Source organism: Nostoc favosum CHAB5714 (assembly GCF_020829495.1).
Taxonomy (GTDB): domain Bacteria; phylum Cyanobacteriota; class Cyanobacteriia; order Cyanobacteriales; family Nostocaceae; genus Nostoc; species Nostoc favosum.
The window spans coordinates 77080-100457 of record NZ_JAIVFQ010000019.1 but is presented as its reverse complement, the minus strand read 5'-3'; the positions used below and the strand labels follow the sequence as shown (position 1 = coordinate 100457).

Sequence of the window (23378 nt, the reverse complement as noted above, 5' to 3'; positions counted from 1 at the left end):
TAGCTTTATTGTGGTTAAAAAATTTGTTAATCGGCAATTTGAGTATGTACAACATTGTACAGATGAAATTCATTGCGGGCGAAACCTTCCCAATATGGCTGTTCTGGATTGAAACCAGGTTGTTTGAGAATGGCTTCAAACGCTTCCCTATTTTCCCATTGACCATAATTAAACATCCGAGTACCATCCAGGCTGCGATGAAAGGTTGCTGAGATTAACCCTGGTGAGTTACTCATGGCACGTTCTAATTCAGCAGAGGTTCTTTTAATCATCTCAGGTTGATGAATTGGCATCATACGAAATTCAGCCAAATGAGTTACAAGATTACCTGCAATAATTTCAACTTCTGCTGAATTAGGCATCACCGTGCCGAAAGAGATAATTTGTACGCTAAGGCTGAAACCAAGATGGGGCAGGCTTTCCAAGACGTGCTTCTACCATCATTTTTGTGAAATAACTTATAGTTATACTGCTAGTTTTTATCTAGTTTGAACGAAAAATCGTAGCTTCAGGCACTTGAAATTTTCTTAGTGTACTGTTTTCCCGGATTGGCACGGGGATGCCTAGAATCGCTAGTATCGCTGGCAGCATGATTCACAACCCTTGCTACACCCCAGATGAAAGGTCTGGCTTTGCTTCTTACTTGGAAGGCGCAAAACCACGTTATGCGCGGCTTTATATAAGTCAAGCCAATTGGCTTTATTCCGTTGCAGTGCAACAGAAAACGCAGTAAAGTTTTTGTAACAAATTTATCGCGATCGCCTTTGTCTATATGAGAGAAAAGTCTGCCTAGTTTGGCTTTCAGCCTAGTGAACACTTCGAGCTTATCTGTCCCAACTTAGAAAATATTGCCGAAAACAGAAGCTGAAGGGTCGTGTCAAGGAAGGCTCAAACCTTATTCTTCCGCTCAGTTGCGCTCAGAACATTGCCTAAAATAAGCCAAACTAGGCAATGTTTGAATGTTTTCAAGACATCAATACATGGCTACTTTACACAACTTTACATAGTGATAAATTTTGCGCGTATCTTGTCTTTACCCCAATGTGGGCACGTCAACAGCTAACATTATCTTTGCCTCCTAATCGTGGGCTAAACGGTTGGGTCGAAGTCGTGCCGATAACGGAGGCGGGAATCTCCGTTACCGGGGCGCACCTATTAATAGAGTCTACTATAGTCTCATAGCTTTTATTATAGTCTAGTGGAATTATACTATAGGTTAACCTAGTATGTTCTCATAGAGTATGATCAGAGAAGAGAGTTTATAAGTAAGGTCAATGGCTAAAAGTCCGACATTGAGCGTAATCATCAGTGAAGAAGACAAAGAAAGATTGAAACGTCTTGCTATGCCTGAAAAGCGTTCAGTGAGTCAACTAGCAGCTATTGCTATTCAAGAATATTTGGATAAGGCAGAAGCTACCAAAGAGAAGGGTGCAGCATGAGTGAAGCGACCCCAGATCGGCTCGACCGCATCGAGCGCATCCTTGAAACTGTGACCACCAACCAGCTGTCCCGTAAGGATTCAGTTCGCCAAAACACCGAAGAAATCCACAGCCTCACAGATATCTTGATGCATTCCATCCAAAACGCAGAAACTGACCGCGAGGTATTCCAGGCTGAAATTCGCCGCATCTGGGAATACCTACTAGGGCAGCAGCGTAATGGCAATGGTAGCGGTGGCAGTGACAGTTGAATAGCATCAGGCATTTAACTATTTACTTACATTTTTTAAATAGGGGAAATTATGAGAACAGCTATCGTTTGTTACGATTTAAAAAACGTCAAGTCAGGCGACAATGCTCGCGTAAAGGAAAGACTTGAATTGGAAGACACTGCTACAACCTTTCAAGCGTTAAATGTCAACTCATTATTTCCTGATCGGGTTAATTTGCATTTGCCTAACACTACACTCTACCTGAATGTCAGCAATCCCTCGGTTACTAGTAAACAGATTGCAAACGACGTATACAGTCTTATTCAGTCTGTAGGCGCAACACCCGACAAAGTATATGTTGCATTTATTACAGAAGATTTCATATTGAATGCTCCGTAAGGATAACCTCAAAGCGCGATCGCACAACTTTTAGGCCAGACGATCATTTAACCATCATCTGTGGGCAGGGGGATTAGGGGGCCTTGACTGTCTAAATAGTATATTTATGCTTATCCCTTAAGGATTATCGTGGGGTTCACGCTTTAAAATCCGGCATTGTATACCGATAAGACAGCCAGGCGGTGAAACCATCCTTTTTGGCGATCGCCTGCGGCGGGGCGTAGCCTATCGCTGTTTTCGGGGTACTCAAAAGCGCGATTGTCAATCCCTGCGGTGTCTCAAACCAGTACCCCTGACTTTTCACCGTTTAAATCCCGCTTGATAAACACAACATTTTCCTGCTGATCTATATAACCCAACCCTTGGCGTTCTCCATAGTGTTGTTCTCCTTTTCCATTGTCTTAAAAGGGCTATTCTAGGATAAATTTATCTTTGTAAGTCTACTTGCTGTGTTTGAGATTTAGTTAATATTTTATCAATTTGAGTATTAACATCTTCAAAAGTTTGCAATATCTGTGGAGTTACTTTATTAGTCTGCACCTTGCCAGATTGCAAATTTAAAATTATCTCCCCATTTTTCTGCGAAATAGTTAAATCCCTCTGCTGGGTATTGAAAGCCAAGTCATAAATCTTTCCTAGAACTTGAGTACCATTTTCATCAGACTTACCCCAAACCATGCCAATCCTTTGAGCAATTTGACTTAGCCGACTGATGACTTCAAGCTCAAATGTATCTTGATTCATTACTGTCAACGCTTGGGCTGATAATTGCTCACCAGCTTTAAACCCATTAGCCACTTCTACAATGCGTTTTTTGTAATTCTCCGACTTCCCTAACTTATCTGCGGCATTGTACCAATTTCTCAAATCATCAATAGTGACTGTCGGGGGCTTTTCTACACCTAAAGGTTCGGTTTTTGTACTATTAGTAATGTCTGTTGTAGAAGGATTAGTGGAGAGTAATAGAGTTATAGATTGGTTAGGCGGGGATTGCGCTGTTTGTTCTGGTAGTTTCAAAAATTGTGGTCGTGTGGCAAGGGAGCTAACTTTTTGCTGATACTCAAGAGTAGACTCAATAATTCCTCCGAATTTCTTGGTCATGCTCGACAAAGTTTTAGCAGGGATGGAGCTATCAACCAAGTTAAATACCGCTAGACCTTTTTTTGTTTCCCTGATAACATCTTCTGTTGGGGCAAGCGAGAATTTAACATTTTGAGCAGTTAGCCATTTATTCACCGCTTCGATTTTGTGATTGTCAACCGCCAAACCCATCAATCCTTGTGATTTGTATGAGGGTGTGGCGACAAGCATGGTTGGACGCTCCTTGATTTTTTGGAGAATTGGCGTGGTTCTTTCTATTGCCGCTTGTTGCTCTTCATTAACTATCTGTTGACCAAAAACCTGATTTTCTTTCGTCCATGTTTGGGGATATTGAATGGTGTTTGGGTCAATCTTCACCATCATTGTTGTTGAGATATTACTTTGTAATGTTGCTTGTATTGGAGTCAGCCTCCCAAACTTGAGAACTCCCAATTCTTTCAGCGCTTCCTTATCTTTTTTAAAATGTAATACTCCTAGCGGTTCCCCATTCAAAAACACCGCATCTCTGGTTTTTAATGGTGGTACTTCTAAGGTGACTCGCCTATATCCAGCATCGCTAAAAATCTCACCTTTATAATCATAATGATTAATCTTATTAACTTTAAGCAAATTTTCATTTGGTGAGCTACCAAGAATAAATGTTTGTTCTTTACTTTCAGAAAAAGTTATTAGTTTTAAATTAAGTGGGTTGCCATCTTTAATATAATTAAATGCTTCAAGCTGTTTGACAGAATCAGCATCTAATTCTCCTAACACTTGACCATCTAACTTAATTTTTACTGTTTCACTCGGTACTGGTACTGTACCAATTTCTAAAGTCGCCTGTTGAGCATGGAAAACTTTTTCGGCATGAGCGAATTTCTTAATTTCTCGGACGGTGAACTCTATCGGCTCAGTACCTGAGATAGAAATTGTGGCGTTCGCGGTGTAAGTTTCCCCTGGCAATACATTAGCTTGAGCCTTTGTCCCGATTGGTAATTGTCCCGTTCTCGGTTCCAACGGTGCAAACTCCTTATACTCACCATCGCTATCTTGGACAAATACTAATCTCGAAGCGTGGCGTTCATGACCTGGAGGGTGGTGTGATGCCCTGATTTCAATCGGATATCTCTCACCCTGATTCCAAGTTTTATCCTTGAAGTTGTTCGCCTCATTACCTAATGTCCCGACTCGTAAATCAGTAAATTGCAGATGTGGAAGCCGAGAAATAATTTCATCGCTGAACGCCGCAAACACAAAGTTGGGAGTCTTTTTCTGAATAGGGCTTTTATCTAACTGTTTATCTTCTAACTCATCCTGTCGCGCCGCGCCCACGCTCCACGCCGCCGATGCTGCTGACAATTTCTCCTGCTCTGGGATACTCGAACGAAATTCTTCAGCAAATTTATAAGCTTGCTGGAACATTAATCTGGTTTGCCCTTTAGTTAGTTCAGGTCGGAATTCAACTACAGAAGCATTATTAGCTGACATCCCTGGCTTGAGTCCATATTCTTGAACAGACTGGGGGCTAACTGTACCTAACTTATAGTATTGGGGCTGTCCTGAGTCCCCAATTTCATTATTTATTTGGGCAACTGCCAATAATTTCGATGAGCGATTATCCGCCTCTAGTTTCAAATTAATGGTTTGAGCTTTCCAGATCAGAGGATGATCGTATCGAATTAAGTTTGTAATCTCAAGTTTTGACCCCTGTTGCGTTTGGATGATGGCACTAGGGCCACGCTCACTCTCCCTCCGCCTTTCCATTGCCATAGCTGCGTTAAATAACTTGTCGAACTCGTACTTGGCAGCGATCGCACTGAATCTCTGCTGTGGTGTAAACTCAACACCGTTAAATAAATCGTGGAACTGAACTATGGGGCGTGATTCTAGTTGTGATTGTTGAAAGTATTTATTGGTTTGGTTAATTAGTAACTCAACTGGTGAGTAACCTTCAGTTTTTATCTCAGAATTTAAATAAGCTGTAGGGGATTTTTTATCTTTAATATAATCAACTTGGCGATATAAATAACGGTTGTTTTCCCTAATTAAGCCCATCTCCGGCTTTTTAGAACTTTTGAATAAATCTACGGCTATTTGATTGTGATAACACGCCTCCTCAATCATAAGCCGATATAAGGAGCGATTTTTTTCCATCGATTGGGATATGATTTCATCCGTTCTAGGTGAATTTGCTAAAGCTACAAAATATTTTATGTAAGGCTTATATTCTTCTCTAATTGGTGATGGATTAATAAAGGAATTCTCAGCTTTTAATAATTTTTGATAATGATCTGATACTTTATCTATATACTGGGATTTTTGCTCAGGTGTTCCGTAAAGTTTTAATATTTCAATTTCCGACTCTAATGCCTCTAATGCGGTCACTTGATTATTAATCACGCCTACGCTGATACTATCGCTCATGTGGATAGCGATTTCTTCAAATGGTGGTTGCTTACCATCTATATAAAATGATTGTTTCTTTTCTTTAATAGTTGGACGATAAGCGTTTGGTGGCAGAGTCCTATACTCAGCTTCGGCTGTAAAAGTAGGATACTTGCTTGCAAGTGCTACGCCAATACAATCACCATCAAAATCTCTTCCCTGGCGTTGAGATTCGGTTTCTAATGGTGCTATTTCGCCCTGTTGAAGTCTCGCCTTGATGCGTTCTAAATCTTCATCGTTAACAACAATAACTCCTTTTAACGGCTCACCGTCTGGCCCTAGACGGTCATCAACAAGCTTATTAATTGAAACGCATAAACCATTAGAGTTGAGGAATGGAGAACGGAAGTTTAAAATTTTTTCACCTTCATCCAACCAAGGGACACAGATTTCTCCATTCTTCAAATTCTTGGATGGAATGACCATCCCTCTATCAAAAGCCAGCGTCCGCCCTAGAGCAATATCCCGCCACTCACCCTGGACGAACTTAGCGAGTTCTTTCCTCACCTTCTCTGTTTCTAAAAGCTGATTATGCCCTCCAATTAAGTCAGCCTTAATCAGTTTGTACATTAATAAATCATCTTTCGCTGATTTCTCATTTAAGTCATCACTTGCTTGAAATTGTTCTTCAGCTTGATTGCAAGTGAGTAATTCTAATTCTTTAATAAGTGAAGCATTAGCAACTTGTTCGGGAATTTCCGTTTTTAAAGATAATTTCTGTTCTTCGTTAAAAGTTTTGCGCTGTTCATACTTCTGGCAGTAAAGTTGTGCTATCTTCCTGGGGTCACTTTGGGATTGGGACAGCTTTTGGGCTTGGGCTTCTAGTTCCTCAGCGAAGTCTTTAATGCCTTGGGGGAATGATGCCAGTAGTTGAGATATTGCAGTCTTCCCACGCTCTGATTGCGACTTTTCGCCAAGCCAAATCTTTTGTCTGTAGAGTCTTGGTTGAATCTGCGGCTTACTGGGGCCATCAGGGCGATCCTTGTCTGTGCCTTTGAAGCTGGAGAGAGGCAAAACTAGGTCAATTTTGGGTTCGTTATTAGTATCAGCATATCTTATTTTTTCTAAGTTATAAGGTCTTAGTGTCCCTTTGCCGAAGCGATATTTAGTATCTTGCCCATCTTTTTCTGTCCAACCAAAGCGATGCTGAATAATGCGGTAATCTTGTTGTTCCTCCCTTTTCGTTAACTTGTTATAAAGTTGAGTTGAAATTTGACCATAGCAATCTCCTACTAATTTATAAGCATCTTGTTTGTCAACTACTCCTCCATTTTCTCCATTAGAATCATCGACAATTAAAATATTTAATTCTTCGTTAATTGCATTTTTACAAGCACCCAAAAATATTGAGCCGTAAGCTCCCCTATCTTTTCTATCAGGGCATAGCTTATTGATTACTTCTAAACATTCCGGCGAACCATACAGTAATCTGGTTTTAGAAGATAATAAAAGAGTATGCCCATCTGGATGATTTCTTAAATTTTCTGGGGTACTATATTCATCTAAATGCCCAAAAGAAAATTTCTTACCAGGAAAGTAAAATTCTAGTAGAGTATTATCTAACTTTTCAGTTAAAATTGACTGAGAATTCTTATTATCACCATTGGGATGAATCCACTGGTTTAACCGAGTATCAAAATGCTTAAATTCAAGCGACATAGTTTTATTTAAAGTTCATTTTTTGGGGGGTGTAGTATGTCAAGAATTAAACGCTGGATCAACATGAATCGTAAAGAATTTAATCCAGATGGTACTTTAAAACCTGAAGCCAGAGAACAGATGCTATCTAGAGGTATGAATAATGCAGCAATTGATAGTTATGCTCGTAGATGTAAAGCAGAATACGATGAATGGAAACGCCTGGACGAAACAGATCCAGAAGAATGGATAGAGTATACAGCTTATGATTTCCTTTCTTCAGAAGAAAAGAAACAATTTAATCCAGATGGTACTCTCAGAGCCGAGTATATTGAATCTGCTCTGAAACAGGGAATTAGCGAGGGATGGTTGGCAGAGATGGAACGCCGTCAAAAGATTGAAATAGAAAACTTCAATAAAATGTCAGCATCCCACGCAGAACAAGGCATTAACTATGGTGCTTGGCTCATGCGATCGCTCAAGCCTGCTAACGGCACATACAAACAACGCCTTCAACAAATGGAGGTAGACTTGAGAAACAATGAAGAACCCAGCAGTCTACCTTTCGATAAGGACACGCCCTACTTGTAACCAGGGGGGATAGCACGCGCATAAACAGAAGTCCATTGCTGTTCAGACTGGCAATCATCAGGAGTCACGACAGGAGAAAAAGTTTCAGGCGGATTAGTGATCAGTTCAGCAATGGCATCTTTTTTTTTTCATCAGACAACTGGGTGAGTTTTACTTGGGCTGTTGGCTTAAATTTATCTTTTTGAGCAAGTTGTGCAACAAGAAATGTTCTAGCTTTGTAATACTGAGCATTACTGCTTGGCTTATTCAATCCAAAACAACCCTTTGATTCAACAAAAAGATGAGATTGAACCCCACCTGTATACTGGTGGGTCGGGATTAGCTTGTATCCACCAGTCGCCCCCCAAACTAACATCGTTCGGGTAGATTGAGCATCAACGCACTGATTTAGGAGAGTGCGACCAATACTCACCCTTTTCTGGACACCGCAGACATTCCAGGATACTCGGTACAGTGGAGGGTATTCTTGAGCAAGAGTTTTAACTTTTTGAGTAAAATTATCTGCCGCAGGTACAGACATATTTTGTTCAGTTGAGCCAGCCCCAACGGTCGATTGACAGGAAGCAACAGCTAAAGCCAAGGTAAGAATGAGACTCTTACGAGTAAAATTAGTAGATTGCATTGTCTTTCTAAAGTAGAAGTTGTGGAATCAAACCAGCTAAACAGCTTCTAGATTTTCGTCCCCAGAAATCTCACTAAACAGAGATTTGTAGTTTATGTAACCCAGGCAAATAGCACGAAAAACTGCATGAGTGCGATTTTGCGCCCCTAGTTTTAGGTTGAGAGAGTTTGTATATCCTCGAATTGAACCTGGAGAAACGTGCAAATTGTCAGCTATTCTTTCATTGGAAAATCCCACAGCCATTAACTTAAGAACTCTCATCTCCATTGAAGTTAAAGATTCGCCAAACTTTTTTCCTTTTCTCAAAGAGTTATCCTCCTCTTTGATATCTAAGATAGAACGAGACAGCCTGGGATCAATCCAGCACTGTCCTTGATAGGACATTTCAACTGCATATAATAAAATGTCTGCTCTTGTATCACTTAGCAAGTAGGAATTAGCACCAGCATTAAAAGCCATTTTTAATAGACCTTCATCGGAATGCCCAGACAAGACGACTATTTTGACATGGGGAAACTCTTGATTAATTTCGGAAATTAAATCAATGCCACTGACATCGGGCAAGTCGATTTTTAGAATTACAACATCGGGATGAGTGTCTCTAACCTGTTGCAAGCCTTGTTCCCCTGAATCCGCTTCTTGGACTTGTATATTTACACTCTCTAGGGCAGTCCTGATTCCCAGCCGCAGAATTGGGTAATCATCAATTATTAGTACACGAATCATACTTTTTTGAGTTTTAAAAAACTGAATGCGGGGACAATCTGTAAAAATTCGCAATTCGCAACTAGAATCCATACCTGTCTAATCGGATAATTTAGATGATTTCAGGGGTTTAAGCCTCTAATGATTTTAAAAATGAGCAGTGAATAAGCAACTGGTAGGTTTAAGCTCCCACTAGCAATAACTGTGATTACAAGTTGCGAATTGGATCGGCTCCTAAATTCTTACAAATAACATTGCTAAATTTTACCATTAGAACCTGATAACTGCTGTTGAGAAAAAGTTATTTTATCTCGGATTTTAATATTAGTTAACTTAGCCATACCTGAAGGCAGTTCCAGTACATGAGTAGCAATCGGAGCCGTATATATTTGACAAGGGTGTTTAGGGCAGGGAGTAGCACTATGCACTACAAGTGTCACTACTCCTTGATGAATAAATATTATGTCAAGCGGAAAGTTTACTTTATACATCCAAAACGCTGCATTTTTATACGGCTTTCCCAAATTGAACAACATTCCGCGATCGCTGGCGAGGTGAGAGCGATATTTCAATCCTTTTTGTAATTGGGTTGGTTCCTTAGCCTCTTCTAAATAAAAGGTGTAATTGTTGCGATTCAGCTTATAGCTAATGGGAAGATGCTGTGGACGAGAAGCGATCAAGCTTAAGGATATCGTGCCAACAATAATTGAGATACCAGCAATAGAACCTAGTATCCTTAAACCTTTGATGGCAGCATAATCTAGCTTTCTTGAAATCGGGAGCAACATAATTAACTAAAAATATTAATATTGCCGTGGCTGTAAACCGAATCATCAATTGGGCTTGAAGGTAGTCCTTGCAAAGAAGCTCGGTTTCGCATCCTCTCAACTTTGTCCGCCTCCCTGATAGCTAGCGGATTAATGTTCTGTCTGGCCTCTAATAAGGCGGCAACAGTGATTTCTAATGGCGGGAGTTGGGAATAGTTATCGTCAAAAATAGGGTGTAGGGGGTAGGGGGTAGGGTGCAGTGAAGACGGGGCTTGTACGCAAGAGGTTGTTGGGGCTATTTCTTCCCTCACACCCCACACCCCACACCCCACACCCTGCCCCAACGGGGCTTGGTCATTTGTAGAGTTTTCAAACATCAGACAGAAAGTTGAAGCTGCGGCTTTTTCGACAATAGCTCCAATTTCCGCACCGACACAACGGTATGTTTCTTTCAGGAGTCTGCGCCATTCTTGTTCACTGTAAACGTCAGAGCCATTACGGAAACGCTGATCAAACCTTGCCAAGTGGATTTTAAATATTTCGTGTCTTTCCCCATTGTTAGGCAAGTCCACTTTGAAGATATCGTCAAACCGTCCACATCTGGTTAATTCTGGCGGCAGTAATTCTAAATTGTTAGCCGAGGCAATAATTAAGACATTACTCGTTCGCTCTTGCATCCATGTCAATAACATTCCTGCCAGCCGTCTACCTAAGTCATCATCTCCCGCAAAACCTTTGTCAAAATCGTCCAAATAGAAGATAATCCGGTCTATTCTATCCACCAACGCTAGTAGTTTTTTGAGCTTAAACTGAGCTTGATCCCCGTAACTTCGGAAGTTGCCCCACTCCACAATCATCATTGGTATACCCAACAATTGAGAACAAACTTTAGCCGAGTAAGATTTTCCGGTTCCGGGTGGGCCTATCAGCAGAACACCTTTTGGAATCCGCAGATTATAGGCTTGTGCTAGTGGAGTCATCAGTTGTTTATACTTGAGGAATGACTCTTGCATCAACTCTAACCCGCCTATTTTCATTGCTGGGGGCTGGAGAAACTCTATGTTATGAACTCGTTTGAATAGGTTGACTTTGTAAGCAAGTAAATGTTTTGTAAATTCACGAGGCTCAAACAAACCAGAAGCAATAATGTGTTTGATAGCGTACTCAATGTCTGCTATATATAATCCCACGCCAGCTTGAGCCGTTTCATCAATTTCTGAGCAATTGTATTCGGGCAACAATTGCTTTAAACAAGTAGTAATTTCTGCGATAGTTGGTAGTTGTTGATAAAGAGTGACTACTTCTGCTGCAATATCCGGTGATAAGCTAGCGTTTGGCCCCAAGAGGATGGCAGTTTTAGGCGAATTACGGTTATATAATTTCAGGTTAATCAGAGCCGACTTAATCCACTCACTGGTGAGAAACTCAGAATTGCTAGTTAACCAAGGAAATATCCCCTCTAATATGAGAACGCCTTGTAACTGAGTGAATTTCCAAAAGCGCAAGATTTCAAAATAGTGTTCTTGTCGAGATTTCTCTTTAGGTTGATACTCACTAACGCTTTGTAATGTTAGTTTTCCTGTATCAATTTGTAATTGGTATAAAGAATCATCTTCAAATGACCACAAGTAACATTTGATATTTTGTAATTCACATTCAAAAGCAATATTGCTTAATAAATTTGGTCGTTCTTGTAAAGGATATTCTAGAGCAAATATCGGGTTTTGTAGTTTAATTAACTTGAAAAGTTCTGTCATTAAATCATTCATGAAAAACCGTCCTTGTTATCCCATATTGCTTATTCCCGAAGGTGTTAAACAAGGCCGTTTTGAGCCATTGATTTTACCTTCAAAATCAAACGAAAGCACGAAGTTAGGCGCTTCTGAGATGGATTTTGGCTTGACACTACAAAAGTATTTTGACCCTCACATTTTTTCTCAACAAGAGTTGCTACCTTTGAACCACACAGCCGCTTACAGTGCCGATTTTCTTTTCGTGGAACCAAATACAAACTTGCACATTGATTTAGAGATTGACGAACCATTTACTCTCCTCACTCATGAACCAATTCACTGTGTAGGTATGGATGACTATCGTAATAAATGCTTTGTCCAAGCAAACTGGATCGTCCTTCGTTTTGCTGAAGAACAAGTAAAAAGCCAACCGCTAAGATGTTTACGTGTGCTGGCTAATGTTATTTACCAGTACACGTATAATGACTCTTGGCGGTTATTATTCCAGGATGTTGAACGCTTAACTCCTTTATGGCAATGGACTACTAAAAAATCTGGCAAACTTTCAAAAGATAACTACCGCAATCGTTATCTTTAGCAGGGTGTTGGGTGTAGTGGAAGTCAAAAATATCTTTGGTCTTTACATCCAATGGTTAAGTAGTTTAAAACTCCTTAATTTACAAGTGAAAAATTAATTTTATTTCGCAATGATTACCCTACTAGTCTGCCAACCCAAAATTGCTGGGTGGAGGCCGGCAGGGGAGCAGGGGAGCAGGGGAGCAGGGGAGAGATTTGTACAAGTTCTTTCACCCCTGCCCCTCCGCACCTCTGCCCCTCTGCTTGCCACTACGCAAAGTTTGTGTGGCGAAGCACTACACCCTACACGCTTGTTATTTCTGGATAGATTTCGGTGGCAATTGATTTAAGAAATTAGCTGATGGATTCTGGACTTTGGCCAGAAATATAATCATTCCTAAAATTGCAAAAGCAGTAATGATTACCCTTTGTACGGATTCAAAGGTCTGTCTCTCTTTTGTTTGTCCGTAATAAATTTTGTTCCAATATTGGTCATTGCTACTACTCTGGAAGTATTCAAGAGCCTTAATAGTCCCGGCTACATCTTCTCCTTGTTGCGCTTTCTCAACCAGAAGCATTTCCAGATTCTCTACTTGACTTCCAGTCGGCTTTATAACTTTCGGTTTATCCCTTGACGCAATCGTTTGTTGCAACATACTGGTTAATACAGAAACAAAAATTACGTAAATTGTACGAATTTTTGATGTTAATTACATCCAGCAAAACGCTATTGTTTGAGTGACATTTTGCAGAGAACCACTGCAAAATGTCATAAATCTAGTTCCATTTGTCGTGAAGTTTTGCACATCCTTGGACGGCTACTTACTTCAAACGGGTCAGTATGATCCTCAAAAAGCTCTTGGGATAAGCTTCTGCCGTCTTTGTCAAGATCGCTATTGAGAATGTGGTCTATCACATAAAGAGGCATTCCCTTTTGTAGAGAATAGCTCAAGAGATTTTTCACAAACTCTGGTGTGGCCTCATTATGTTTAAGTACCTCTGTTAAGCAATTACCTTGTTCCACGGTTGTTTGTGGAAGATCGTTAATCCCGGCATCTTGGCAAACTGCTTTAAAAATTTGCACTGTGCGCTCGTCAAAGTGCTGCTCTTGGGCAAATTGTGACAGTTGTTCGGTGTTATTCATGAGGATGAAGATGAGGAAGGAGAATCAACAAGCATGGGTAAAAAGTTTTTCCAACGATCTGGGTGGCAACGTTGAACTGTATTAACAGGTTTAGCTGGTTGGGGAACTAAAGGCCGTTGGCGGTCATACTTGAAATGTATATCCAACATATTGATGTAACTGATATGTGAACCCCAAGCATCAGCCAACCTATTACCTAATTTATGAGTATCTAGAGCAGCAGGTATATCCACTCCACCGTTCCAAACAATAGGTATTGATTCTTTTTCAAAAAACTGGGTCAATTCAGAGCGAACAAATTCTCCTGTTCCGCCACACAGGAGAACTTCATCTACAGATGCAATGGTTCTTATCCATCTAAGTAACGCACGGCAATACTCCCGACGCACAAGTTTTAAAGATTTTTGAAACAAAGCTAAGTCAGACTCTATATCAGCAGATTTAGTTTTGCGTGATAATGACCGCAATGCCTCAAGATTACCTAGATTTGCTTTTACTAAAGCTTCAGGTATATACAAATCATCCTTAGATAGTCCCACAGATGCGTGTTCCACAAATCTTTCTACCAACCAGTTCATTCCTAAATCTGTGGATTCAGCTTTAATTTGGTTTTTGCCTTTAACTACAGTAAAGCTGGCATTGCGATAACCCAACATCAGCATTCCAATAGTTCGTCTAGAATAAGCTTCTCCCAAAGTACGTCGGCGGGCTGCTAAAACACCAGAGCCTTCTATTGAAACTATGAAATTGCACGGTTTAAGCTTTAATCTGCCTGTTGGTGTAACAATTCCCCCTTTAAGTGCTGCTGACAACTGTTTGCCTAAATTTTTACCATCTCTGTATTCACCAGAAGGCAGTAACAAATTTAGGAAAACATCAGCTTCTTCCAAACCCAAATTTTGGCAAGCGAACCAAAGTAACCCTGCTAGCTTCGGTAAAGCATATTGATATTTCAAATCTCTAATTGCTGATGTCCCTGCAAATTTATTTTTAGCCAAACTGCCCAAAGCATAGTATTCGGAGCCTATACCTACCCATGCTGCATCATTAGTTAGAGGATCAACATCTAGCCCAACAACAGATTCTCTTTCTACATCTGCCACTTCTGGAGTCATAGTAATGACTTGCGGCGCGGCATCTGGATAGATTTGGGCAAATATCTTAATGAGACTTGCTCCTAAATCACAAGTTAAAACGAGCTTCGTGGCATCAAAGTTATCTTTGTCAATCATGAATCAACTCCTACAATTGCTTCATTAACGTCCATCATTTCTTCTGAAATCTGTATATCCATATTCCAGATGTCTTCATCATCTTCTTGTTCCTGCTGCTGAGGAGGGGGGGAACCTAGTTGTTTAATTTCTGGAATTGGTTGTGTAAAAGAAGGTACTGATGTAATTGTATTCAACCCGGCCATTCTTTGAATCGAAGCCAACTTTTTTGAGAGATTTTCAGCAGCTTCCCGGCAAGCTTTCCGAAATTCGTCATCGCTGACCTTACCCTCTAAAGCCTCAACCAGATAGTAAGCACTAAGGGCTTCCCCAGTTAACTCAACAGCAGTTTTCCCAGGATAAGCTAACAAATATTCGATGACTTTGCCTTCCCAAGTTGAGGTACTACGTTTGAACCTCGGAAGTTCAACTTTCTTATTTTGTTGTTCTACCATAATCGTTTACTTAAGTATATGCGTATTAAAACACACAAATAAATTACTAGGGTGTAAAGGGGGTGCAGAGGTGGTGTGTAGGGGGTGCAGAGGTGGTGTGAAAAGCCAAAAAATTCGAGTTGGAGCCAAAAAAGCAGGGGGTGTAAAGGTGGTGCAGAGGTGGTGCAGAGGTGGTGTGAAAAAGAGGGTTTTCGGGTAGTTTAGGATAAAGGTATACTCACTTTACTTTCGCGCCCCTGCGGGGTGGCTTCGCCATCCTTCGCTTCGCTCAGGACGCAAAAGTAGTTCGCCCTGCCGGGAGCGCGGAAGTTTTTCAAAGACACTCGTTGCAACGAGAATAAATCAATGGTAGCGTTAGCAATACTACGAGTCGAGAAATTAAAATCATTCGGAAATATTGGGGGAAGTGAAAAACATACTGCCCGACTTCAGGATACTCCCAATGCTGATCCAACGAAACAAAATATCCGATTGATTGGAGCAGAGGATGAGCGATCGCTCGAAGAAGTAGTTAAGGAACTGATAAAATCAAAGACAAACTACCAGCCCAGAAAAGACGCAGTGCTGTGCAGTGAAATATTTTTGAGTGCAAGCCCAGAATACTTTCGTCCTGATGACCTATCAATGGCGGGTACTTGGAACGAAGAGAAGATGCAGGATTTTAGCAATACTTCCCAAAAATGGTTAATAGAAAAGTATGGAGATAAGTGTGTCAGAGCCGAATTGCACTTGGATGAATCAACCCCACACATTCATGCCTATATCGTGCCAGTCAACGAAAAAACCAAGCGTCTCAGTTATAAGGAGATGTTCGGTGGTTCTGTGGCACAGGGACGGCTGAAAATGTCGCAACTTCAAGATAGTTATGCGGTTGCACTCGCTCCTTTAGGCATCCAACGGGGAGTTAAAGGCTCAAAAGCCAAACATATTCAGGTTCAAGAATATTATCAGGCGGTCAACTCTCACCCCCTAAGTTTGGAATTGGAGCGATTTGCGCCCTTGCCAGGAGAAACAGCCCAGGAATTACTTGAACGCATCAAGAACGACCGACGCATTCAACAACTAGATCACCAATTGGCTGACCGACGACGAATTATCCAGTTGGAGAAACGGGCATCCGCCTCGTCAATTGCCTCAGAAAAATTGCGGCAGAAGATGGAAGGGCAAATTGCCTACCTAGAACATGAGAACTTAGAATGGCGACAAAAGGCTGACTTACTGCGCGATTTACCTTTAGCTGATGTGTCCTGGGCGTTAGGGTTAGATTCTGTTGATGGGCGATGGAAGGGCTATGGACACATCATTAGTATTAATAGCTCCAAATTTTACGACTTCGCTCCTCAACAACAGAGGGGCGGTGGTGGTGCAATTGATTTGGTCATGCACGTTAATAATTGCAATTTTCACCAAGCGATCGCGTGGTTATATGAATCATTTGGTGAAACTGGAGTCCAAAAAGCAGCGATCGCCCATTCACTCAATCTGACAAATGAGATTATTCACTCCCAACCCTGTCCAAAATTCCAGCGACCAGTTGAAGATAAAGCCCTCTGGTCAGAAGTTGCTCAATACTTAACGAGTAAACGGGGTATGCCACCCAATTTTGTACAAGCTCTATATCAACGGGGTTTAATTTATGCTGATGCTCATCAAAATGCTGTATTTGTTATGCGGAATTTCGATGATCAAACTAATGGCGCGTTTTTGAGAGGGACAAAGGGAGAGAATAATACTTTTAAGGGCTACCACAAAGGTACAAAGCGGAGTGATAGCTGGTTTTACTTTCACTTAGGAGGCCAAGCTCAAGGTAAGGTAGAAAGAGCAGTGCTGTGTAAATCTCCGATTGAGGCGTTATCATTCGCCACGCTTGAATTGAAAGCCTATAAAGGAATAGTGCAACAACGAACAATGTATTTAGCAGTAGATAATCCCAAAAGTCTACCAGTAGATTTTCTTTCAACAGTCCCGGTGGTAGAAATGGCATTTGATAATGATGCTTGGGGTCATGAAACTGCCCTGACTATTGGCCATCTATTGAAGAATGCAACTACGGTCATAAGCAAAGCCAAAGGTAAAGATTGGAATGAACAACTTGTAGAAAAACTTTACTTTCAACAACAAAAACTTTCGTCACAGCAGGATATTGAAATTTAAATTAGCTATTCTTTATCCTGATTTGGATTAAATAAATTCGATACAATACTTTCATCAATAGGTTCCCATGAGATGGGCAAAAAAAGAATGACAAACAATACCAATAACGCAACCTCTACCAACAGCCGTAGATTAGTGATTGTGACTGGAGATAAGGGCGGTGTGGGAAAATCCACCTTTTCTAGAGCGATGATCCAAACTTACCTTGATACTAAACAAGAATTTGCAGCGTTTGATGCTGATATGTCCAACCCACAAATCAAACGATTCTACGAAACGGAATGTACTGTTATGCCCTTAGATATCTTTAGAAGGGGAGAAGCTGATATTTCTCTGTTAGATGAACTCAAAGACTTAATTTACCCACCGGAGGAGAACGAGATCAATTCCCTCAACAATGATGTAATTAAATCATCAGATCCAGACATGATTAACTCACTCGACAAAGATGAACAACCTGTTACTTTTGTTAGTAAGTCTTTATTTTTACTAGAATTACCACCGCAATCAATTCAGTTTTTTCGCTCCTTTGAGGAAGAAATGGGCTTCTTCAAAATGGTACAGAATAAGCTAGATATGAGAGTCACAATGGCTACTGTAATTAATCGCACGAAGGACTCGGTTAACCAATTTATTCATTTGCGAGATTTTTGTGGGGATAGGGTAGATTACGTTGTTGTCAAGAATTTGTTTTTTGGAGAAAAAGATAGGTTTGAGAGGTATGACAATGCTCCATTAGTTAAAGAACTTAAAAAGCTTAACAAATCAATCCCAGAAATTTATCTGCCAGATTTGATTGCACACGCTTATGATTATCTTGATGAGAATAATTTACCTTTTTCTAAGGGTATAGAACAAAGCAAGAAACTGTCTGTTCAAGGTCGAGTTGAGAAATGGATGGAGAACTTTAAAAAATCTATTGAGCCAGCTAAACACTTGCTGGGGTTAGCTGATGCCAACTTACAGTCCGAATCCTAAACGCTTGATTATGACTGTGGGCGATTCTCGCGTTGGCAAGTCTACAGTAATGCGCTTGTTGATTGACTTGTTTTGCTCACTGGGATACCGATTGAGAGCCTACGATCACGACAACCGTAAAAGGTTAGAACCATATAAATGTCTCCTTCCGGTTGAGAGCATCAATTTTGATGAAGGCACTGATTGGGTCATTGAAGAACTTCGCAATGGCTATGATGCTCTAGCTGTTGATATGCCAGGACAACACATAGATAGTATTTGCAACTACATTGACAAAGTAAACTTGTTTAAAATTTTGGGCAAGGTTAACTGGCGGCTGACTTTTGTACAACCCATTTCACACCGATTAGATTGCGTTGAGTATTTGTCCCAACTTCTAGCTTTTGCTGGAAATAAGGCTGATTATGTTGTGGTTAAAAACCAACACTTTGATCAACTGTTCAAACTTTATCAAACTTCAGGTTATCCCAAGCTCATAGATGTGAGTGGAACAGATATTGCTTTGTCTGGATTGAATAAATACAGCTATGAAGCTATCGAAAGCATTGGCTTACCTTACTCACAAGTCAGGGATAACCTCAAGATTTTTTCTGTCTATAGAGCATACACTTACAAATGGCTTAACAGTTTTTATCAATCTATTGAGTCTAATTCTTTAGCCTCCGAATACTTAGGGCTGCTACAGATACGCCAACAGCAGGAGTCTGGACATGACGATTTCTAAATATACAGAAACCGAAATTGAACGAATTCGAGAACTTTCCGAAGAAATAGGGTTTGACCCCAAAGATCCGATGTTTCAAATTATGAGCATCCTGGGGAATTTTGAGGAAATGATGATTCAATTTCCTACCCAGATGGAAGCACTTATGGAATCTGGGGCATTGATGATGGACAAAAAGCTCACTGATGCCACCAAAGCCGCACAACTGATGCAACACGCTATTATTACTGAAGCTGTACAAGCAAGTCTTAAAGAAGAACTTCCAAAACTCAAACCGACAATTTCTCTGCCTGTAGAAGCACCAACAATTGGTAAAACCAAGCTGGGGATTTGGGCAATTGGCGGCATACTCGGTAGCATGATTGCGATTGGTGCTTTGGTTGGGAGTGCCACTACTTGGACTGTGATTGCTAACTATGTGGGCATCAACTCCGATGGGATTACAGTCAATGACCTGAAGCTTTTACAGTGGGCCAAATCTTCTGAAGGTAAAGACGCTCGAAAACTAATCATTGACAATAAAGCAGATATTGAATTTTGTCGAAAGGATATTCGATTAAATGGACGTTGTGTAGTTAAAATCAGAAAATCAAACTAGCTAGGTTAAAAATATGCGCGGCTCCAAAACTGTGCTAGATAAAGCCGAAGATTTTGTAGAAATTGGCATCTTTATCTGCTTAATTATCATAGCGATCGCCTCATTAGAGACTGATTTTTTGGAGTCCGCATTTTACATCGTGTTAGCTGCGATTATTTCGCCCTTTACAAAAATCAATAAACCAGCAAAACGTTTATTGCTGGTTTCTGGTTTTTTATGGGGTGCGTGGGTGGGATATTTTAATTAGTCAAGCTCTGGCCCTTTATTGAAATCCCGTTTCGGCTGAATTTGCTTTTGTGGTAGTTCTATTTGCGGCGGTTGTTGCTGTCGCTGCTGATTATTAGCCACTATATCTTGAGTCTCTTGCTCTGAAAGATTATCTTTTAAAATCTGAAAGTCACTCGCTCCTAATTTTTCAGCTTTAAATGCGGGATTGGATTGGTTTGGCTGTGGTTGCTTACGGTCTATGCTGAGAATTTGCTTAGTATTCTCAACTTTAAGTAAAGCTCTATAACCCTCATTTTCAAATGCACTAATTTGATTACCCAGGCTTCTACCCTTTGTAATTATTTTATCGAGAACTACCCTAATGAATGACTTCTGAGTTTGCTCTTGATTTTGTGTCTGTTCCTTAAGATTAGTTTTTAGTTCGATTAGCTTTTTAGAAAAACTATTACTTTTTTCAGTAGAAGGTAATGCAGCCTTTTGAATTTCTCTTAATTGTTGAAGCTGAGTAATTAATTTCTGGTTTGCTTGGGATTCTTGTAATTGTGTTTCCTCTAAACCAAATGAGTTTAAATACTGCTTTATATATTGCGCTTTTAGCTGTTGTCTATATTCTTCAATATTTCCCTTTGATAATAGCTGTCCTAATTCTTCTCGGACTTTGGCTTGACGATTCGGCTCTGAATCCTGACGAGAATCTATCGATATTTCCTGTTGGGTAGTGGATTGATTGAGTACACGAGACAATCTCGCCGCCATCATATTATCTGAGATACCACCTGGATTTATTGCTCTAATTTTCTCTAATGTTGAGGCTTGTTTGGCTTCCATAGATTTTACAAAGAAAGGCAGAGGGCAGAAGGCAGAAGGCAGAAGGCAGAAGGAAAGAAGTATTAATAAAAAACTTTAGTTGTGGGACTAAAGCCCACTAGTATAAAAAAATTTGTGTCGAGCGGAAAGTGCCACGAGACACAAGGCGTCCTTACTTCAATCCCACGTTTTTAAACGTGGGTTCCCTTCTGCCTTCTGAACTGTAGGAGTTCAATGCTAATAATTATAGCTCTATGTCAAAAGATGAGGATTTATTATTGTGACGTTTAGGCGGACGATGTTTTGTGTTGAGTTGCCAGGGTGAAAAATTATCTAACATAACATTTTGAGGTGTTGTTTTCACAGCCGAATTCTGCCCGGATGGAGTGGGAATATAATTAGGAATCTCTTGGTCTTGATGACTGTATTCTAACTGTATTCTTTTTGCTATTAATCTCAGATTTTCTATATCTTGTTGAGACAGTTGCATTATAGTCGCTTCATTTGTTTTTAAGTTAATTTTAACAGCTTGTCTATCCAGCCCATCTTTTTCTTTTTTAAAAAGCTTAACGAATGATTCTCCAGTAGACTGATTACTTTGGGCTTTAATTCGGTAACTTCCTATTTGTAGATGTTGAGATTTTGCAGTTTTCAATGAGTAGCTCAACAATTGAGAAACTTCAGTTATCTCTAACCTTTTAATCACTGCTTGAGTACCTAGTGGAGCTAAAGAACCTAGTTGAGCTTTTAGCGTTATCGCATCTTCATAAAATGATGGTAGTTCCTCTACTGATTTGAAGTTATTATTCACTTTTAGGAATTCCTGACGCTCTACCATGAGCATTTTTTCCGGTTTTTTGGTAATTACTGCTTTTCCTTTTTTATCAATCTCAAACTGCATTAGTGGATTAGAAAAATAGCTATTTTTTTCATCATCAGCACGGTGAATGCTATAGGTATCACGAAATTTCCTGATACTAAAAGCTTCACCTCTGTAAACCGTGCTGCCATCGTCTAATTCCACTGCGTAATTATCTAGAAGTTGTTTGGCAGCACTGGCAATATCTTTATTTTCTTTCTCTACTAATAATTTTCTGGGAATTGTTAGGGCATAATTTGGTACGTCTTGTCGTGCTGCCCAATATTGATTATTAGTTAGGAATTGAACAGGATTGGAGTTTTGTGTATTGGAAACTTGTGGCGTTAAAGAACTCTGTACATTTCCCGCTTTCTCATCGGGCTGTCCTTGTTCGCCTTGCTTTGTCGCTTCGTTTTGTGATTGTGCTTCTAGCGGTTTGGAAAGTTGAGGAATAGCCTGTGCAACTTGTTCCTTTGCTAAGTTAGCCGGGTTTGATGTAACAGTTCCGTCAGACTGCTTTTCATACAGATTCAAGACTTGTCCATTTTTCAGTTTGATAAAAAATCTTAAATCAGGCGGTGGATTGCTTTTGTACCATTCCTCTAAAGATTGAGCTTGGTCTATTAAAGCCTGAAATTGTTCGCTGCCATTGTTGACAATAAAATCATCCGCACCTTTATCCGGCCCTGGCAAGCTGATCACGCTAACATCAACCCCGGTTTGTTGCAGTAATAACCCTGTTTTTAATAAAGCTTTATGAACATTGACAATAGTTTTTGGCTTCGTATCGTGGTCAAAGCAAAATTTCATATCTCTACCAGGAGTAGCAAACATCGCAAATTCTTCACGTAACTGTGTTGGAATTGGATTAGATTGCTCATCTTTAGTCCGATAGCCAGCATTTATCCCTGGTAAACCTATTGCTGCATGACCCTGTGACAATATGCTGGCAGCTTTTTTGGCTCCCTCTGTCACAATAATGGGTACATTGTGTTTCCATACACAGTACCAAAATCCACTGCGGCGATCGCACTCGCTTGGTGTAACACCTGCCCTTTGATAAATTACATTAGCAATATCATCTGGTACATCCAGCAAGAAAACACTCAATGGTGTTTTTGGCGGATGCTCATATTTGATAAATTCCTTTGGTTTATTCGAGTGTTCGTCAGGACTGGGAGACTGTTTATCGTCTTGAAGGAACTTAAAATAACTTTGAGAATTGTTCTTTTGCTCAGGTTTTTCTCTCTTGTGGTTGGGTTTCAAGCAACCCCAAAGCTTTTGTTGTGGTACTTCTCCTGGCTTGAGATCCGGAAATGAGCGCGGATCTACACCTGCGCTACACCACCAGCCCCCTTGCTCAATATGCGAATATGTCTTTATATTCTTCAGCCGTCCATCGTTACGCCGTTCAAGACTTTTGCTATACATCAAGTATTCCCAAGCAAGGTTTGCACCTTCAACCGAATCGTGGTGCAAGCTTGTGAAATTAAGGGCGGCGATCTCCGGGTTAACAGCACTTTTTACTACTATTTCATGCCAGTGTTCAGGGTCTATATGTTCTGGGGAAGGAATGGAAATTGTTTCGCTCTCCTGCAATGTCTGTACTTGAGGAGTTGAGCTTGAGGGAGTTTGTTCTACTTGAGGTGTTGATACGGTGGCTGATTCTTCTGCTTGAGAGGTTGAGCTTGAGGGAGTTTGTTCTGTTTGTACTGTTGACGAGGGGGCTGATTCTTCTGGTTCTAAATCAGCCTCCTCGTCCCATTCAATGTCAGCTAATGGATCAATCTCTGACCACACGTAAGCTCCTGACTCATCCTGTGACAGTACAAATGTATTATAACCGATCTCGATTTTTGCTTGTTTGTCCCACTCGTATTGCAATCGCTCCATTGCTGCTTCTATTAATGGAACGATTGCTTCTTTCCAAATCTTGAGTGTATTGTCTAATTCTTTAGATGGCAGCACTGTGTAATTATTAATTAAATTGACACTTCGTTCATCAAACAT

General features: G+C 40.4%; 24 protein-coding genes. 11 read left to right on the top strand and 13 right to left on the bottom strand.

Features of this window, described 5'->3' with window-relative positions:
- Positions 1-26: 26 nt before the first annotated feature.
- Positions 27-425: an antibiotic biosynthesis monooxygenase family protein gene (locus LC586_RS15550; RefSeq protein WP_229485676.1), complete on the bottom strand. Its 399-nt coding sequence runs from the start codon at positions 423-425 to the stop codon at positions 27-29.
- Positions 426-559: 134 nt separating this feature from the next.
- On the opposite strand from LC586_RS15550, the gene LC586_RS15545 reads away from it, so the two are divergent.
- From LC586_RS15545 to LC586_RS15530, 4 genes are all read left to right on the top strand, one after another.
- Positions 560-733 (top strand): hypothetical protein, encoded by a 174-nt coding sequence (locus tag LC586_RS15545; RefSeq protein WP_229485675.1) that lies wholly within the window; start codon positions 560-562, stop codon positions 731-733.
- 541 nt (positions 734-1274) lie between these two features.
- Complete coding sequence (locus LC586_RS15540; protein WP_229485674.1) at positions 1275-1439, top strand: ribbon-helix-helix domain-containing protein; 165 nt, start codon at positions 1275-1277, stop codon at positions 1437-1439.
- Between the two features lie 50 nt (positions 1440-1489).
- Positions 1490-1690, top strand: coding sequence for a hypothetical protein (locus LC586_RS15535; protein ID WP_229485673.1), 201 nt, complete (start codon positions 1490-1492; stop codon positions 1688-1690).
- 51 nt (positions 1691-1741) lie between these two features.
- Positions 1742-2050, top strand: coding sequence for a hypothetical protein (locus LC586_RS15530; RefSeq protein ID WP_099102958.1), 309 nt, complete (start codon positions 1742-1744; stop codon positions 2048-2050).
- Positions 2051-2186: 136 nt separating this feature from the next.
- Here the strand turns inward: LC586_RS15530 and LC586_RS15525 are convergent, their stop codons facing one another.
- Both LC586_RS15525 and LC586_RS15520 read right to left on the bottom strand, forming a co-directional pair.
- Entirely contained in the window at positions 2187-2354 is a 168-nt protein-coding gene (locus LC586_RS15525; protein WP_229485672.1) for a hypothetical protein, read from the bottom strand.
- Positions 2355-2476: 122 nt separating this feature from the next.
- Positions 2477-7237 (bottom strand): hypothetical protein, encoded by a 4761-nt coding sequence (locus LC586_RS15520; protein WP_229485671.1) that lies wholly within the window; start codon positions 7235-7237, stop codon positions 2477-2479.
- 36 nt (positions 7238-7273) lie between these two features.
- Here LC586_RS15520 and LC586_RS15515 point away from each other — a divergent pair, with 36 nt between their 5' ends.
- Positions 7274-7807: a hypothetical protein gene (locus LC586_RS15515; protein ID WP_229485670.1), complete on the top strand. Its 534-nt coding sequence runs from the start codon at positions 7274-7276 to the stop codon at positions 7805-7807.
- 100 nt (positions 7808-7907) lie between these two features.
- Here LC586_RS15515 and LC586_RS15510 read toward each other — a convergent pair whose 3' ends face one another.
- The 4 genes from LC586_RS15510 to LC586_RS15495 all read right to left on the bottom strand — a co-directional run bounded on the left by LC586_RS15510 (position 7908) and on the right by LC586_RS15495 (position 11670).
- Entirely contained in the window at positions 7908-8429 is a 522-nt protein-coding gene (locus LC586_RS15510) for a hypothetical protein (protein WP_229485669.1), read from the bottom strand.
- A 36-nt stretch (positions 8430-8465) separates the two neighbouring features.
- Positions 8466-9155, bottom strand: coding sequence for a response regulator transcription factor (locus LC586_RS15505; protein ID WP_229485668.1), 690 nt, complete (start codon positions 9153-9155; stop codon positions 8466-8468).
- A gap of 236 nt (positions 9156-9391) precedes the next feature.
- The gene (locus tag LC586_RS15500) at positions 9392-9922 is read right to left on the bottom strand and encodes a DUF192 domain-containing protein (RefSeq protein WP_229485667.1); all 531 of its coding nucleotides are present in this window, start codon (positions 9920-9922) and stop codon (positions 9392-9394) included.
- Positions 9923-9924: 2 nt separating this feature from the next.
- Positions 9925-11670 (bottom strand): AAA family ATPase, encoded by a 1746-nt coding sequence (locus LC586_RS15495; protein WP_229485666.1) that lies wholly within the window; start codon positions 11668-11670, stop codon positions 9925-9927.
- Here LC586_RS15495 and LC586_RS15490 point away from each other — a divergent pair.
- Positions 11669-12232 (top strand): hypothetical protein, encoded by a 564-nt coding sequence (locus LC586_RS15490; protein ID WP_229485665.1) that lies wholly within the window; start codon positions 11669-11671, stop codon positions 12230-12232. The two genes, LC586_RS15495 and LC586_RS15490, sit on opposite strands and share 2 nt — an antisense overlap.
- 292 nt (positions 12233-12524) lie before the next feature.
- On the opposite strand, the gene LC586_RS15485 is transcribed toward LC586_RS15490, so the two are convergent.
- The 4 genes from LC586_RS15485 to LC586_RS15470 form a co-directional block, all read right to left on the bottom strand.
- Positions 12525-12866, bottom strand: coding sequence for a hypothetical protein (locus LC586_RS15485; RefSeq protein WP_229485664.1), 342 nt, complete (start codon positions 12864-12866; stop codon positions 12525-12527).
- Positions 12867-12979: 113 nt separating this feature from the next.
- A complete protein-coding gene (locus tag LC586_RS15480; protein WP_229485663.1) occupies positions 12980-13354 on the bottom strand; it encodes a hypothetical protein in 375 nt (124 codons plus the stop codon).
- On the bottom strand, positions 13351-14586 hold the full coding sequence (locus LC586_RS15475; protein ID WP_229485662.1) for a ParM/StbA family protein: 1236 nt from the start codon (positions 14584-14586) through the stop codon (positions 13351-13353). The genes LC586_RS15480 and LC586_RS15475 overlap by 4 nt, the downstream gene beginning before the upstream one ends.
- Entirely contained in the window at positions 14583-15020 is a 438-nt protein-coding gene (locus tag LC586_RS15470; protein WP_229485661.1) for a hypothetical protein, read from the bottom strand. The genes LC586_RS15475 and LC586_RS15470 overlap by 4 nt, the downstream gene beginning before the upstream one ends.
- A gap of 345 nt (positions 15021-15365) precedes the next feature.
- Here LC586_RS15470 and mobV point away from each other — a divergent pair, with 345 nt between their 5' ends.
- The 5 genes from mobV (at position 15366) to LC586_RS15445 (ending at position 19721) form a co-directional block, all read left to right on the top strand.
- Positions 15366-17174, top strand: a complete 1809-nt coding sequence (gene mobV / locus LC586_RS15465) for a MobV family relaxase (protein WP_229485660.1) — start codon at positions 15366-15368, stop codon at positions 17172-17174.
- An 87-nt stretch (positions 17175-17261) separates the two neighbouring features.
- The gene (locus LC586_RS15460; RefSeq protein WP_229485659.1) at positions 17262-18152 is read left to right on the top strand and encodes a P-loop NTPase family protein; all 891 of its coding nucleotides are present in this window, start codon (positions 17262-17264) and stop codon (positions 18150-18152) included.
- Positions 18127-18876 (top strand): P-loop NTPase family protein, encoded by a 750-nt coding sequence (locus tag LC586_RS15455; protein WP_229485658.1) that lies wholly within the window; start codon positions 18127-18129, stop codon positions 18874-18876. The genes LC586_RS15460 and LC586_RS15455 overlap by 26 nt, the downstream gene beginning before the upstream one ends.
- Entirely contained in the window at positions 18863-19474 is a 612-nt protein-coding gene (locus LC586_RS15450; protein WP_229485657.1) for a DUF6753 family protein, read from the top strand. The genes LC586_RS15455 and LC586_RS15450 overlap by 14 nt, the downstream gene beginning before the upstream one ends.
- 13 nt (positions 19475-19487) lie before the next feature.
- Positions 19488-19721: a hypothetical protein gene (locus LC586_RS15445; RefSeq protein WP_229485656.1), complete on the top strand. Its 234-nt coding sequence runs from the start codon at positions 19488-19490 to the stop codon at positions 19719-19721.
- Here LC586_RS15445 and LC586_RS15440 read toward each other — a convergent pair.
- Positions 19718-20530, bottom strand: coding sequence for a hypothetical protein (locus LC586_RS15440; protein WP_229485655.1), 813 nt, complete (start codon positions 20528-20530; stop codon positions 19718-19720). The genes LC586_RS15445 and LC586_RS15440 overlap by 4 nt on opposite strands.
- A 223-nt stretch (positions 20531-20753) precedes the next feature.
- A complete protein-coding gene (locus tag LC586_RS15435; RefSeq protein ID WP_229485654.1) occupies positions 20754-23378 on the bottom strand; it encodes a DUF3854 domain-containing protein in 2625 nt (874 codons plus the stop codon).